Source organism: Planococcus sp. TJ-302, from assembly GCF_058268455.1.
This window is the reverse complement of sequence record NZ_JBZDOI010000001.1, coordinates 1,168,242-1,183,960: the sequence shown is the minus strand read 5'-3', so window position 1 is coordinate 1,183,960 and position 15,719 is coordinate 1,168,242. Positions and strand designations below refer to the sequence as shown.

11 protein-coding genes are annotated in these 15,719 nt (G+C 48.0%); 8 read left to right on the top strand and 3 right to left on the bottom strand.

The features are described from left to right. Window positions 1-3: 3 nt before the first annotated feature. From addB to AC4EHB_RS05980, 6 genes are all read left to right on the top strand, one after another. The gene (gene addB / locus AC4EHB_RS06005; protein WP_490980916.1) at window positions 4-3,480 is read left to right on the top strand and encodes a helicase-exonuclease AddAB subunit AddB; all 3,477 of its coding nucleotides are present in this window, start codon (window positions 4-6) and stop codon (window positions 3,478-3,480) included. Then, window positions 3,458-7,066 (top strand): helicase-exonuclease AddAB subunit AddA, encoded by a 3,609-nt coding sequence (gene addA, locus AC4EHB_RS06000; RefSeq protein WP_490980915.1) that lies wholly within the window; start codon window positions 3,458-3,460, stop codon window positions 7,064-7,066. The genes addB and addA overlap by 23 nt, the downstream gene beginning before the upstream one ends. Before the next feature lie 10 nt (window positions 7,067-7,076). Continuing rightward, the gene (locus tag AC4EHB_RS05995) at window positions 7,077-8,255 is read left to right on the top strand and encodes a DUF418 domain-containing protein (protein WP_490980914.1); all 1,179 of its coding nucleotides are present in this window, start codon (window positions 7,077-7,079) and stop codon (window positions 8,253-8,255) included. Window positions 8,256-8,298: 43 nt separating this feature from the next. After that, window positions 8,299-9,198 (top strand): fumarylacetoacetate hydrolase family protein, encoded by a 900-nt coding sequence (locus AC4EHB_RS05990; protein WP_490980913.1) that lies wholly within the window; start codon window positions 8,299-8,301, stop codon window positions 9,196-9,198. A gap of 69 nt (window positions 9,199-9,267) precedes the next feature. Then, complete coding sequence (locus AC4EHB_RS05985; protein ID WP_490980912.1) at window positions 9,268-9,642, top strand: YisL family protein; 375 nt, start codon at window positions 9,268-9,270, stop codon at window positions 9,640-9,642. A 178-nt stretch (window positions 9,643-9,820) separates the two neighbouring features. Next, entirely contained in the window at window positions 9,821-11,269 is a 1,449-nt protein-coding gene (locus AC4EHB_RS05980) for an alpha-amylase family glycosyl hydrolase (protein ID WP_490980911.1), read from the top strand. Between the two features lie 36 nt (window positions 11,270-11,305). Here AC4EHB_RS05980 and AC4EHB_RS05975 read toward each other — a convergent pair whose 3' ends face one another. Genes AC4EHB_RS05975 through AC4EHB_RS05965 form a run of 3 tightly spaced genes read right to left on the bottom strand, consistent with a single transcriptional unit; the run spans window position 11,306 to window position 14,352 of the window. Continuing rightward, window positions 11,306-12,637, bottom strand: a complete 1,332-nt coding sequence (locus AC4EHB_RS05975; RefSeq protein WP_490980910.1) for a CoA-disulfide reductase — start codon at window positions 12,635-12,637, stop codon at window positions 11,306-11,308. Window positions 12,638-12,649: 12 nt separating this feature from the next. Next, window positions 12,650-13,504, bottom strand: a complete 855-nt coding sequence (locus AC4EHB_RS05970) for a DegV family protein (RefSeq protein WP_490980909.1) — start codon at window positions 13,502-13,504, stop codon at window positions 12,650-12,652. A gap of 35 nt (window positions 13,505-13,539) precedes the next feature. Continuing rightward, entirely contained in the window at window positions 13,540-14,352 is an 813-nt protein-coding gene (locus AC4EHB_RS05965; RefSeq protein WP_490974650.1) for a Cof-type HAD-IIB family hydrolase, read from the bottom strand. 167 nt (window positions 14,353-14,519) lie between these two features. Here AC4EHB_RS05965 and AC4EHB_RS05960 point away from each other — a divergent pair, with 167 nt between their 5' ends. Together AC4EHB_RS05960 and AC4EHB_RS05955 are read left to right on the top strand one after the other, a co-directional pair. Further along, complete coding sequence (locus tag AC4EHB_RS05960; protein WP_490974649.1) at window positions 14,520-15,290, top strand: prolyl oligopeptidase family serine peptidase; 771 nt, start codon at window positions 14,520-14,522, stop codon at window positions 15,288-15,290. A 67-nt stretch (window positions 15,291-15,357) separates the two neighbouring features. Further along, window positions 15,358-15,666 (top strand): metal-sulfur cluster assembly factor, encoded by a 309-nt coding sequence (locus tag AC4EHB_RS05955; RefSeq protein ID WP_135502344.1) that lies wholly within the window; start codon window positions 15,358-15,360, stop codon window positions 15,664-15,666. Window positions 15,667-15,719: the final 53 nt, after the last annotated feature.

Genomic DNA, 15,719 nt, shown 5'->3' with positions numbered 1-15,719 from the left:
AATGTGTCATTGCGAATTGTCTATGGACGTGCAGGTTCCGGCAAAACCCGGTTTATACAGGAAGAAATTGCTGAAGAATTAAAGCGCAGCAGAGACGGGGATCCGATATTTTTCGTCGTTCCTGACCAAATGTCGTTCTCTACGGAGTATCGGCTTTCTTCTGCGTACGGCATGAACGGCATGATCCGCGCGCAGGCAGTGACATTTAAGCGCCTAGCATGGCGGGTGCTGCAGGAAGTTGGCGGCATCAGCCGCAAAGAAGTCGATGCTTTCGGCTACCGGATGTTGATCCGCAGTCTCCTTGAAGAACATAAAGGCGAGTTCCAGCTTTTTCGCAGAGCTGCTGGCAAACGCGGGTTCACCGATCAAATTGAACAATTGGTGAAAGAGTTCGCCAGATATTGCGTCGATTGCGGAGAGCTTTCGACCATCCGTTCTTCGCTGGAAACGGCCGGTGCCCCGCGAACGCTGCTTGATAAAGCAGCAGATCTGGAATTGATCTTAGCTGAAATAGAAAGCCGCCTTGGGAAAGTATTCGTCGATTCCGAAGGCCATTTGGCGTTATTGGCGGAAAAAATCCGGCATTCAGAGCTTGTCAAAGATGCCGACATCTACATCGACGGATTTGTGTCATTCACTGCACGTGAATACGAGATCATCGTGGAGCTGATGAAATACGCAAAAAACGTCACGATTGCGCTACCGATGGACAATGCTTCTGATGGAAGGGATGAGCAGGCGCTTTTCCATCAGTCCGCCAATACAGCGCAGCGGCTGACCGACTTCGCACGAAAAGAAAGCGTGGATATTGAACATCCGGTCCAAATGGAAAGGCAGCGGCGTTTCACAAATGCGGAACTTGCCCATTTGGAGCAGTATTTTGATGATTACCCACAGCCGAATTTTGTGTCGCAGGGCCATATCCGCTTGGTGGAAGCTTCAAACCGCAGGGCAGAAGTCCATGCTATGGCACGGTCTATCCGCCACCAAGCGCAGGAGGGGATGCGCTATAACGAGATCGCTGTGCTTTACCGCCAGCCGGAAGTATATGATGAATTGATCAATACGATCTTACCGCAATACGATATCCCTTATTTCATCAGCCAAAAGAAAACGATGCTGCACCATCCGCTTATCGAATTCAGCCGCTCGGTGCTTGAAGCCGTGCTGTCCAATTATTCATATGAACCCGTGTTCCGCGCGGTCAAGACGGATTTGTTTTTTCCGGAAGCAAGCGTCTCGAAATGGCGCGAGCGGAGCGATCTACTTGAAAACTTCGTCATCGCCAACGGCATTTTCGGCGATCGCTGGTTTGATGACAAACGCTGGTTCTTTAAGAAATACCGCGGGCTTGAAATGCATACCGGCGTCCAGACCGACGAAGAGCGGGCGGCGCAAGTTGAGCTTCATGCTGTGCGCGATCTTATTCGGGATCCTCTTTCACGTCTGAAGGAAAACTTCGGCAGCTGCCGGACGGGGCGCGATTTTGCAGAAGCGCTTTATTTGTTCATCGAAGAACAGGATGTTTACAGCAAATTGCAGACGCTCAAAGACCGGGAGGAAAGGGAGCACCGGCTATTGGCTGCTGCCGAGCACGAACAGGCATGGAACCAATGGGTGGCAGTGCTCGATCAATTCGTCCTCATGTTCGGCGACCAGGAAATCGGTCTGCCGGCAGCCGCGAAAATTCTGGATGAAGGTTTTGAAACCTTGGAATTTTCACGGATTCCGCCTTCCTTGGACCAAGTTACGGTTTCGAAAATGGATTTGGCCCGTTTAATGGACATCAAGTCGGTCTTTGTCATCGGCGCGAATGACGGTATATTGCCGAAGCGCGTTGAACAAGAAGGCTTGCTGACAGATACGGACAGGGAATGGTTTGCCCAAATCGGTTTTGAATTGGCGCCGACTTCCAAAAGTCGTTTGATGGATGAGACCTATATGGCTTACCGGACATTTACATCAGCATCGGATTTGCTTGTTGTTTCTTATCCAATTGCAGACGAAGAAGGGAAGGCATTGCTGCCTTCGCTTTACATCCAAAAGCTTCAGGATATGTTCGGCATCGCTTTGACGCCGGCCGCTATCGACCCAACGGAATTGAAAGATGCAGCGCCTCTTGACTATATTTCACATCCACGCGCCTCTCTTTCCTATCTGACGTCGCAGCTGCGCGGCGGCAAATTGGCGCCGGAATGGCGTGCAGTCCTCGCTTATTACCGCGAAGATCCTTTATGGTCTTCGGTAGTGGCAAGGATTTTGGAACCGATTAAACCGAATACAGCGGATACGCTGCGCGAAGAAATCGCAGAGCCGCTGTATGGCACAACAATTTCGTCAGGCGTGTCGCGGGTGGAAACCTATTTCGGCTGCCCGTTTGCGCAATACGTCTCCTACGGCCTCCGGCTTGAAGAGCGGAGTCAATATAAACTGGCTGCTCCGGCTATGGGGGATCTGTTCCACGCAGCCATCAAATGGATTTCAGATGAAGTTGCGAGATTGGGTGTATCCTGGTCTTCGCTAAGCCAGAAGCAATGCAATGAACTTGCGAAGGCGGCAATAGACCAATTATCGCCTTATTTCGTAAATCACATCTTGATGAGTTCCCACCGCTACCGCTATATCCAGCATAAACTTGAAGCCATTATCCGACAGACCGCATTCATGCTTGGCAAGCACGCGAAAGTAACCGGCTTTAGGCCTGTAGCGATGGACGTCAGCTTTGGTCTTAAAGAATCGATTCCTCCGCTTGAGGTGCCGTTGCATAAGGGGCGGCTCATGAATATTCGCGGCCGTATTGACCGCATCGATTCAACGGAAATCCATGACAAGTCGTATATCCGCATCGTCGATTATAAATCATCGAAACAAGGGCTTGAACTGGGCGATGTCTACCACGGGTTGGCGCTTCAGACATTCACTTACCTGGACGTAGCTCTCGACAATTCGGAACGCCTCCTAGGCAACCCGGCAGAACCGGCTGGCGTGCTATATTTCCACATGCACAATCCGATGTTGAAACTCTCGAAGCTGATGACAGCGGATGAAATAGAAGAGGAAGTCGCCAAATCATTCAAGATGAACGGGCTGCTTGTTGAAGATCCCGAAGTCATCGAGGCGATGGACAGCGGCATCGACGGCTATTCCAATGTTATTCCGGTGCGCCTGAATAAAAGCGGTGAACTTTCCAAGTCGCAATCGAAAACGGTGATGAAAGAAGACATGCAAGCCATCCGCAGATTTGTCCGCGGCAAACACCAGGCAGCCGGCAACGGCATCTTGGAAGGTGATACCCAAATTACGCCGTATAAAGTAAAAGACCAGACACCATGCCAGTTTTGTTCTTATCGGTCGGTTTGCCAATTCGATCCGGCAGACCCCGATCAGCATTATCGCAAACTGCCTGTTTTGAACACGGACAAGGCAATTGAACTTATTCGAAAGGAGGCTGCAGGCGATGATACCGAACAAACCGACTGATGCCACTTGGACAGACGAACAATGGCAGGCCATTTGGGCAAAAGGGCAGGATATGCTCGTGTCCGCCGCGGCCGGTTCCGGCAAAACGGCAGTGCTGATCAACCGGATGATTGAGAAAGTGCTGGCGGAAAACGATCCGATTTCCGTCGACGAATTGTTGGTCGTGACGTTCACCAATGCATCAGCCGCTGAAATGCGCCACCGCATGCTGGGGGCGCTGGAAAAAGCGGTGGCTGAAAATCCGGAATCGAAGCATTTGCGGAAGCAATTGCGCCTCATCAACAAAGCGCAAATTTCGACTTTGCATTCATTCTGCCTGCAAGTGGTGAAGCAGTATGCGTACCTGCTTGAAATCGATCCAGGCTTCCGCATCGCCAATGAAACCGAAGCGGCGCTGCTGCGGGACGATGTGCTAGAAGCGGTGCTTGAAGAAGCTTATGAAGGCGAAGGGGCTGAAGCTGTATACCGTTTAGCCGACAGTTTCACTTCAGACCGCAACGACCAGGCGATGGAAGTTCTGTTGAATAAGCTTTACGATTATTCGCGCGTCCATCCGGACCCTGAGCAATGGCTGGACCAAGTGCCGGCGCTATATGCAGTGCCGGAAAGCGCGTCAATTGATGATTTGCCGTTTATCGGTGATTTGAAAATGGCAATCCGCCATGCTTTTGATGAAGCGCTGCAGCTTGCGCATGAAGGCAAGGCGCTGGCACTCGAACCGGAAGGCCCTGAGGTTCTTGTGGGCACATTCGATTTGGACATTGCGGTCATCCAGAGTGCAATTGGGGCACTGGATGAATCTTGGGAAAGCCTGCATGAACTGAGCAAATCAGTGGCATGGCCAAAAGCGGCGTCAATTAAAAAAGATTCATGCGATGCGAAACTGGCGGAAGAAGCAAAGGCGCGACGCAACGAAGTGAAAAAACTCGTCAATGGCATTTTTGAGTCTTATTTTACAAGGGGACCAAAACGGCTGCTTGAAGAAATGCGTGAAATGGCACCGTTGATGGAAACATTGACAGCTTTAACGAAGACTTTCGGTTCACGTTATAAAGCTTTGAAGATTGACCGGGCAATTGTCGATTTTTCAGATTTGGAGCATTACGCGCTGCAGATTTTGAGTGATGGCGGAAACCCTTCGGATATCGCAAAAGACTACCAGCGGCAATTCAAGGAAGTGCTCGTGGATGAATACCAGGATACGAATATGCTGCAGGAAAAGATCCTGTCGTTGGTGAAATCCGGCACGGAGGCAGCAGGCAATTTGTTCATGGTAGGTGACGTCAAGCAGTCAATCTACCGCTTCCGCTTGGCGGAGCCGATGCTGTTCCTCGGCAAATATTCACGCTTCACGGCTGAGTCGGAAGGCACTGGCCTGAAAATCGATTTGAACGCCAATTTCAGAAGCCGCAGAGAAATCCTCGATGGCACAAATTATATATTTTCACAGATCATGGGTGAGCGCGTCGGGGAAATCACTTACGACGCGTCCGCCGAATTGAAGCATCGAGCGCCGTTCCCAGAAATGGAAGTGCCGCTCGAAATGGTGCTGATCCATGAGCCGGAAACGGAAGAAGAGCCGGAAGATGATATGGCGAAGTCACAATGGGAGGCACGTTTTATCGCAGGCGAAATCCACAAGCTTATGGCGCAAGGGACGCTTGTCTATGATCCATGGAAGCAGGACAATCGGCCGCTGGAATACAGCGACATTGTCGTCTTGATGAGATCGATGACGTGGTCGGGCGATTTTGCGGATGAGTTCAAGGCGGCAGGAATTCCGCTATACGCAGAACTCACCGGCGGCTATTTTGATGCGCTGGAAGTAATGATTATGCTCAACACCTTGCGCGTCATCGATAACCCGTACCAGGATATCCCGCTAGCATCGGTGCTGCGGGCTCCATTCATCGGATTGAAGGAAAATGAATTGGCGGAAATCCGTTTGGCTGCACCGAACGCTTCGTTCTATGAAGCGGCGAAAACGTTTATCCGCAACGGTACGGGCATCGACCCGGCAGCAGCAGAAAAACTTCAACGCTTCACCTACCAGCTGGAAGACTGGCGAAACCTGGCTCGCCGGGGCTCTCTTGCAGAATTAATTTGGCAGGTCTACCTGGACACGAATTATTATGAAATGGCCGGGGCCATGTCGAACGGCAAGCAGCGCCAAGCGAATTTGCGTGCATTGCATGACCGTGCGCTGGAATATGAAAAAACCTCGTTCCGCGGACTGTTCCGCTTTTTGCGCTTTATCGACCGGATGCGCGAACGCGGGGACGATTTGGGAACCGCTAAATCGTTGAGTGAAAAAGAAAATGTTGTGCGTTTGATGACCGTGCATAAATCGAAAGGCTTGGAGTTTCCGGTCGTCTTTTTTGCCGGAACCGGCCGATCGTTCAACGAAATGGATTTTCGGAAATCTTATCTATTCGACCAGGATTATGGGCTGGCTGTAAAAGCCATCAATCCGGATACCCGCTTGGAATATACCTCACTGCCATTTTTGGCGGTAAAAGAAATGAAACAACTGCAGATGAAAGCGGAAGAAATGCGAGTCTTATATGTTGCGATGACACGCGCCAAAGAACGCTTGTACATGACGGCTTCAGTTAAAGACATAGACCGGCTGCTTGAAAAATGGAAGGTCAACTCCCCGCAGATTTTGATGCCTGATTTCCTGCGTTCCCGTGCGAAAACGTATCTCGATTGGATTGGTCCTGCATTGTCGCGCCATCCTGATGCAGCAGAAATATTCGGCACTGGCGGACAGCAATTGCCGCACCACTCCCGTTTCCATGTCAGCATCATCGAATCCACTTCATTGCTGCCAGCAGTGTTGGACGTCGAAGAATTGCTCCATGCGGAGACGGGGGATATCGATTACACGGATGAAGTGTGGCGAAGATTCGATTTCCGCTATCCGCATCAACAAGCAGTCGAGAAAAGGTCGAAGCAATCTGTCTCCGAGATGAAGCGCCTGCAGATGCTGCAGCGGCTGGATGAACCAGAATCTTTTATCAATGCAACCGAAGGCGCGGTAAAGCGCGCATTGGCCCACCGCCCGGACTTCATGCAGGAAAAACGGATGTCGGCTGCAGATGTCGGCACCGCCGTCCATGCTGTCATGCAGCATATTCCACTGGACAAAAAAATGTCTGTGCCTGAAATCAAGGAATTCATAGAAGAGCTGGTAGGCAAGGAAATATTGTCGGAAGACGAAGGAAAGGCTGTCCGCGCCAGCAGCATCAGTAAATTTTACAGCAGTGAGCTATACGGCCGCTTGTCGAGGGCCAAGAACATTAAACGCGAAGTTCCCTTTACCTATGCGAAAAAAGACCAAGATGGCGACCACCAAATCATCCAGGGGATTATTGACTGCCTTTTTGAAGAAGAGGAGGGCTGGGTTCTGCTGGATTATAAAACGGATAGTGTCCTGGGCATTGCGCATATCGGACAGGAGATGGCATCGCGCTACAGTGTACAATTAGCCGTTTACCAGGAAGCGGCAGAGGCTATTCTGCAGATCCGCATCCAAGAACGCCTGCTGTATTTGTTCGCCGCTGACCAGACAGAGAAGATTTAGGGGGATTTAAGTGAAAATACAACCTGTGGCTACCAACGAACGAATCGAGGCATTGGACTTGATGAGAGGATTTGCGCTTCTTGGAATCCTGTTGATTAATATGCCTGCGTTCCACTCACCATTTTCTTATATTGATCCTTATAGCTGGTTTGACGGCGAATGGGATACGGAGGTATTCACTTTTCTGGATATATTTGTGCAAGCGAGTTTTTACCCGTTATTTTCTATGTTATTCGGGTATGGTTTAGCAATGCAGTTCGTTAAAGCGCAGAAGAGCGGGCAGAAATTTGCACCGCTGGCAGTAAAACGCCTGGCTTTCCTGCTGCTGATCGGCATTGTGCATGCGTTTTTAATCTGGTATGGGGATATTTTGATCACTTATGCCATATCGGGAATCTTGCTGATTGGCATGCTGCGGCTGCCTCCGGCGTGGCTATTGGGATTTGCGGCTTTGCTGTATTCCATCCCGCAGTTTTTCTTGACTGCGTTGATGTTCATCGCGGTGTCAGTAGATCCGAATTTCTACACGGGCATGCAAGAAGTCCAAAACTCGCTTTCAGCTTATCCGAGGGGTTCATTCGCTGAAATTTTTCGTCAGCGCTTGGATGATTGGATGAACGGGAACAACTCATCGACTTATCTTTTGCTGCTTGTAATGATTCTGCCGCATATGATGCTCGGAGCGGCTGCTGCAAAATGGCGGCTTGTCGAACGGGCATCTGAGCTAAAGGGTGTATGGACAGCACTAGCTGTTGGAGGATTGGGAATAGGGCTTCTATTAAAATCAACGCCGTTCCTTTTTGAAAAAAACTATGCGTTCATGTATGTCCAGGATTCCCTAGGTGGACCTTTGGTTTCAATCGGCTATGCTGCGGCAATCGTTTTGCTGTCGCGTTATAAAGGTTTCCGTAAACTCTTCCACCCGCTAGCCAATGTGGGGCGCATGTCGATGACAATTTACATCATGCAATCATTGATTGCGACATTCATCTTCTATTCTTATGGATTCGGGCTTTATGGCCAGGTGGACATAGCGGTCGGCACTTTGATTGCATTAGGGATTTTTGCAGTACAACTTATCTTCGCAGAAATATGGCTTTCCAAATTTTCACAAGGACCACTTGAGTTTGTATGGAAAAAAGCGACTTACGGACGAAATTTCGAAAAAAGCAACAATTCAAAACAATGAATGTGTATAATGAATGGAATCATAGAAAAGGAGTGTTTGAAGTATGAAGCTGTTATCTTTTCGATTTGAAGGGGAAGAACGTTTTGGACCGAAAGTTAAGAAAGAAGAAGCAGTATGGGATGTATTAGCGATTCAGCAAGAGCTGGAAGTGCTGCCATCTTTTCCACAAAAGCTTGTTGAAGGGGTTTCCGAGGGAATGGAATTTGTTGAACAAATGCGGAAACTGATTGAAGCAGCTGGAAAATCTGAACATCCTGAGCAATTCAAACTCTCTTTTTCAGATATCGAATGGCTAGCGCCAATTACACGGACACCTAAAAATATTATCTGTGTCGGCAAGAATTACGCGGACCACGCGAAGGAAATGGGCGGGGAAGCACCTGTTGAAATGGTGGTCTTCACTAAAACGCCGAGTACAATTGTTGGAGACGAAGCAACGGTTTCAGTCCATAGCGACTTAACAGAAGCTTATGATTATGAAGGCGAATTGGCTATTGTAGTCGGTAAGGCAGGCAAAAAAATTCCGAAGCAGATGGCTTACGATTATGTCTTTGGATACACAATCGCCAATGATTTAACGGCGCGCGATCTGCAAACGAAACACCAACAGTACTTCCTAGGGAAAAGCCTTGAAGGTTCTTGCCCGATGGGACCATATCTCGTCACTAAAGATGAGATACCACAATCTCAGAACCTTTCAGTCGTCACCAAAGTGAATGATGAAGTCCGTCAGAATGGCAATACGGAAAATATGATCCGCCGCGTAGATGACATCATTTCGGAAGTATCGAAATACATCGCGCTAGAACCAGGTGATGTGATCTTGACAGGAACACCTGCAGGAGTGGGGAAAGGGTTTAACCCGCCAAAATTCCTGAAAGCTGGAGATACAGTTAAAGTATCAATCGAATCAATCGGCACACTCGTCACACATTTGTCATAACGGCAAACTTGTCTTTTAGGTGCAAAGTTATGCTAAACTGAAAAAGACAATTTTAGAAGAGGTGACGATTTGGCTTTCTTAACTGATACTACACATCTACACATTACGACTTGGATCATCGGCATTGTCTTGTTTCTAGTGGCTGCATTCATGGCCAAAGAAAGCAAAGGGCGCAAGATTACGCATATGGTCCTTCGCTTGTTCTACATTCTGATCGTGATTTCCGGATTGACTTTGTTCGTCGAACATTCTTCTTATGATGCAATGTTGTACGGCATGAAGTTCCTATTCGGAATATTGACAATTGGCATGATGGAAATGGTGCTGGTACGCTCGAAAAAACAAAAACCGGTCACTTTATTCTGGGCGTTGTTCGCTGTCTTTTTATTTGTAACAATGTTCCTAGGCTTCAAATTGCCAGTAGGCATTAATTTCCTGGCATGATCTTTAGAAAAACAGGCGCACTTTGCGCCTGTTTTTTTATGCTGAAATTCACAGTTTAGACGAAAGTGCCGGACAACTGTTGGTTATTTGCATTTTCTTCAACAGGGAACTGTGGATTTTTGATAAAATAGACCGAGTGAAACGGATTAATTGAGCCTCATTGAGGGAGGATATTGGATTGAAAGCAAAATGGCTATTAAGCGTGCTGATCGGAGCACTGTTGTTAAGTCCGATCGAACCCGCTGCGGCGGCGGAAGAACGGTCGATTGAGGACGAAATCATCTACGATGTATTGGTTGACCGGTATTTCAATAAAAAGATCGACAATGATTTTGAAGTGAGCGCACAAGACCCAGCGGCATTCAGCGGCGGGGATTTTGCCGGCCTCTCAGATCAAATGATGCACATAAAGGACATGGGTTTCACGATGATGTCGATTGGCTCCGTTTTTGCCACTGCTACATATGACGGCAAGACTGTGCTGGATTATAGCCAGTTGGAGCGCCACTTCGGAACCGAAGAAGAGCTTCAGGCCCTGATTGAACAAAGCCATAAAGAAGACATGAAAGTCATGGTGGATATTCCTACGCAAAGCCTGAGCAGGGATCACGCCTGGGCGGCTGAAAATCCAGAGTGGTTTACCGAGAACGCGGACGGCACATTAGCACTTGATACATCGAATTCTGAAGCCCAAAAGCAATTGGTGACCGCAATCGGCGATTTCATCAAGAAATATGAAGTTGATGGTTTGCGTTTGTTGGAATCGGATAAGGTCGATACTGGATTTATCGAAATCTTTTCCAGCGAAATGAAAAATATCCGCAACGTTTACCTGATCAATGATCAGGAAAGTGAAGGGATAGACGGCATGGACGCAGTTGTATTGCCTGGTGCGGAAGAAGTGCTCAGAAGCAGCTATAAGAACTTCGACCAAGATTCTTCGGGGCTGCCCGAACTTATTGAGAAAAGTCCGGAAGACCTGGTCCGCGTTGATTCGCTTCTCGGTTCCCGGTTTACTGCCGACGCTGTTGCAGAGAGAGGATTTCCACCGACGCGCTGGCGCCTGATTATGACCCAGCTGTTGACGATGCCTGGAATCCCAGTCGTGCAATACGGTTCGGAAACAGCGATGAACGGCAGTGAGTTGCCTGAGTCGCATCAGATTATGGATTTGGCAGTGGAAGAAGAATTGATTGACCACATCACGAATTTGAATTCGCTGCGGAACTCTTCCGAGGCAATGCGCACAGGAGAAACCGAAGTGCTTCATGAAGAAGACGGCTGGATCGTCTACAAGCGTTTTAACGAAGAGGAAATGTGGATTGTTGCGATCAATAATTCATCGTCGACGAAAAGCATCAGCATCCCTGCGGCAGAAATCGGCAGCGATAAAGAAATGCGCGGATTGTTTGAAAGCGACGTTGTGCGTCAGGAAAGCAATGGCAATTATCGCATCACGCTTGACCGGGAAATTGCCGATACATTCCACGTGACAGAAGAAAAAGGATTGAATACTGCTTATCTGGCGGCGCTTGCTGTCCTTTATGTCTTGTTTATGTTTTTCATCTGGTTAGTCTGGAGAAAAGGAAAGCAGCGCAAAGCTGACGGAGCTGCGAAAAATAAATAAGAAAAAACGGTCCCTGTTTCGAGGGACCGTTTTTTCTTATTTAACAGCTTTATAGCCGATCATATTGATCGGGTCTTTAGGTGAAGAATACGGTGGGGCGTAGCAAAGCTCCAGCGCTTGCAGATCTTCTACCGTTAGGCCAGCGTACATGGCAGTGACGATTACATCAATCCGTTTGTCGACGCCTTTTCCGCCAAAACATTGAGCACCTAAAATTTTGCGGGACTCGGGGTGGTAATGCACTTTCAACGTTAATCTTGAATGGTCAGGATAATAGCCGGCATTTGAATTGCCTTTATGGATGACGGTTTCATAAGGAAGTCCGCTTTCCTGTATCATCGTTTCGCTTAATCCCGTCATGGCGATAGTTTTCGAAAATACTTTGGCAATGGATGTACCAAGCAAGCCGGTTTTCGGAATGGTGTTGCCGGTCAAATGGCGCGCAATCAGGTATGCTTGCCGATGGGCAGGCCATGCTAGAGGGATGCGCTTTGGAGCACCAGTTACGAGATCAGTATTTTCAGATGAATCCCCTAAAGCGTAAATACTTGGATCGGCTGTTTGCATAAAGCCGTTTGTTTTGATGCCGCCTGTATCGCCAATCGGGAGCCCTGCTTTTTCAGCCAGTTCCGTATTAGGCTTGATGCCTACACTCAGGATGTGGAAATCTGCTTCAAATGTTTCGCTATTTGATAAAGTTACCGAGTTCCGGTCAACTTTTTCTACATTAACGCCAGTCCTGACATTGACTCCATTCGCTTGCAGCTCTGTTTTGACCAAAGCAGACATGTCTTCATCAAGGATCGACATGACGTGCGGCGATTTATGGACCAGGTTCACATCAATGCCAAGCTCCTTCAAATTTTCAGCCATTTCGATGCCAATAAACCCGGCACCTGAAATGCAGCAACTGTTAGGCTTGCGTTCTTTGATGAATTTTTTGATCTTCTCCATATCTCCATAACTCCGGAGTACAAATACTTCGGCGGAGGACAATCCGTCGATGTCAGGTACAATTGCGGATCCGCCTGTTGCCAGGATTAGCACATCATAGCTTTCATCGAATTTTTCACCAGTGGTCGTATTTTTTATTGTGATAGCCTTTTCACTGCGTTTGATTTCTAACGCTTCGTGCTTTAGGAAAACTTGGATATCGCGTTTTTCTTTGAAAGATGAAGGGTCTGCCATCAGCAAAGACTCAGGGTCTTCAATGACTTCGCCAATAGCGTAAGGCGTGCCGCAAGCAGCATAGCTCATCGTCGAATCGCGATCAAACACCGCGATGGCGGACTCTTTATCATAAAATCGAATTTGCGCCGCGACAGTCGCGCCGCCGCCGACCGCTCCAATGATTACAATTTTCCTCATTGTCTGTTCACCTCAGGCTTTCAATTGGCTTAGGAAAAATACAGCGAGCGTTCCAGGGCCAGTGTGTGCTGCAATGACAGAGCCGATCAAATAGATTTCCACGTTTTTCGGCTGGAGCTGATCTTCGATTTCGTGTTTCAACATCAGCGCGTACTCGATATCGTCGCCATGGCTGATTGAAATCGTCTGTTCTTTCCAATCGGAGCCGCGTTCCTTCATTAATTCAACCATGCGTTTCAGTACTTTTTTCCGGCCGCGCAATTTTTCGATTGGTACTAGTTTGCCGTCCTCTACGTGAAGTAGGGGTTTGATGTTCAATATGCCGCCGACAAAGGCACTTCCTTTGGAAATACGCCCGCCTTTCGCCATATACTCCAAATCTTCAACTGTAAATAGACTTTCCAGATGTGCAACCATAAAATTGACTGCGTCAATGATAGCGGCGCGCGGCTGTCCTTCAGAACGGAGCCGCGCGGCTTCTTTGACGATCATTCCATAGCCAAGTGATGCAGCTTTCGAATCAATGATTGTCAGAGCCAGATTGGGATGGTCTTCGCGGACTTGGTCAGCGACCATGACCGCTGTATTGTATGTACCCGACAATTCTGAAGAGAAGGCGATATAAAGCCCTTCTTCTCCGTCTTTCGCCAATTTTTCAAATGTGTTCATCATTTCTTCCGGTGAAACTTGCGAAGTTTTCGGTTGGATGTCTGAACGGATCGCATCGTAAACAGTTTTGGAATGGATTGTGCGGATGTCTTCATATTCTGCGGTGCCGATATGGACGCGCAATGGGAAGTAATCAACGTTTTCGTCTACGAAAAACTGTTTCGGCAAATCAGAAGCGCTGTCAGCAAATAATCTCATAAAAATCCTCCTTTTTATTTTGGACCTGCAATATGTTATTTAGTTAATTTCAAACGGTCAATCAGCAGTTCGGCGATGCCGTCATCATTATTCGTCAATGTAATTTCATTGGCGATATTTTTTAAGGGGCCGATAGCGTTTCCCATTGCAACTCCAACTCCTGCATAGTCGATCATTTCAAGATCATTGTCTTCATCTCCGAAAGCAATGATGTTTTCTTTTGCGATGCCGAGTGATTTGGAGACGCGGTCAATTCCGACCGCTTTGTTCAAGCCGCTTTTGACTATTTCGATAACGTGCCACGGAGCACCCCAGCGGCGATGGTCGATGACTTCCGCATGGACAGAGTTCAAATGTGCATGAATCAATTCAACCTTTTCATAAGGTGCGTGAATCAGCATTGAAGTCGGATCAACCCGCAGGTAATTCCGCAAATCGCCGATCGTGATGCTTGGGTCTCCCATGCTGAAGATATCCATCAGTTTTTCATCGTGGTGGTGGACGTAGACATCGTCCAATACTTCCGCAATGATGTTATGGAAGTTGAAATCATGCATTGACTCGACGACTTCATGGACGACATCCAGCGAAATAGGCGTATGGTGCGTCCCCCAACTATTATTTGTTGGATGGTGCACAAAAGCGCCATTGAAGTTGACTATCGGCGTCTGCAAACCCAACTCTTTATAATAAGGTTCACTCGAACGATAAGGGCGGCCAGTGGCAATCATAACTTGATGCCCCGCCTCAATAGCTTGGAATAAGGTTTGCTTGGTCTTAGGTGATATGACTTTCTGATCGGTTAATAGCGTCCCGTCCAAGTCCAGTACAATCAGGTGTTGTTTCATGGTATCCGTCTCCTTTCTCTCTATTATATAGTGTAGCGATAAGGCAACTGTTTCGTCAAAGAAACTTGATAGCTGATTAACCGTTTTTGGAAATTTTTTAGGGGGCTGTGGAATGCTTGCCGGTGTTTCAGAACATTGATAGGATGAAAGGGAAGGAAGTGAGATCGATGCGTGTAGAGAGAGAAAGTTGGAAAGGCATACCGCTGCTGCATGTGGTGCCGGATGACAAAATCGACGAACGGCTGCCGACCGTGGTATTTTTTCACGGGCATATGAGCGCTAAAGAACATAATCTGCATTACGCCTATCAATTGGCTGAAAAAGGCCTCCGTGTATTGTTGCCGGATGCACATCTCCACGGGGAACGGGAAGAAGGGCTAGACGGAATCCAGATGAGCCTGCGCTTTTGGGAAGTGGTGCTGATGTCGATCGAAGAGCTGGAAATTTTGAATAATGAATTACATAGAAAGCAATTGGCTACGGGTGAGATTGGCGTCGGGGGCACTTCCATGGGAGGCATCACGACACTCGGTGCGCTGACTGTTTATCCTTGGATCAGAGCGTCGGCCGTCATGATGGGTGCCGCAAACTATGTCCAATTGGCGAAAGCGCAAATGCAGCAATTTGAGTCAAAAGGATTCAAGCTGCCTATTACAGAGGAAGAGCGGCGCAAAATGTTGCAAACGCTGGAGCATTTCGATGCTACGAAGAACAAATCGATTTTCAATAGCCGGCCGGTGTTTTTTTGGCATGGCGAACAAGACGCCACTGTGCCATTTTCGCCGATATTCAGCTTTTACAAAGCATTAGTGGAAGATTATGCAGAAGTTCCCGAACGCCTCTATTTTATGCGTGACAAAGAAGCGGGGCATGCTGTCAGCCGGAGCGGGATGCTGGCGGCAACCGACTGGCTGGCGAGGCATACGGCAGGACAATAAGCATGGGAATTTGAAATACACGGAAACTTTGTTAAGATAGAAAGAGCAGAAGAAGGAGGGGCTTTAAATGGATCAAGATATGAGAGACAGTATGATGGGCGCTTTGGAACAAGTTATCGACCCGGAATTGGGTGTCGATATTGTAAACCTCGGCTTAGTCTATGACGTGGATATGTCAGAAGACGGTTTTGCTGTCGTAACAATGACATTGACTTCAATGGGTTGCCCAATGGGTCCCCAGATTGTTGATATGGTGAAAAGAGCATTATACGAACTGCCTGAAATTGAAGAAGTCGATGTAAAAATCGTCTGGCAGCCGGTATGGGGCAAAGAAAATATGTCGCGCTACGCCAAAATGGCGCTTGGCATCCGTTAAAGCGGATAGGTCTTCCGGAAATTCATTTTTCCTGAGGGCCTTTTTTTATGGTT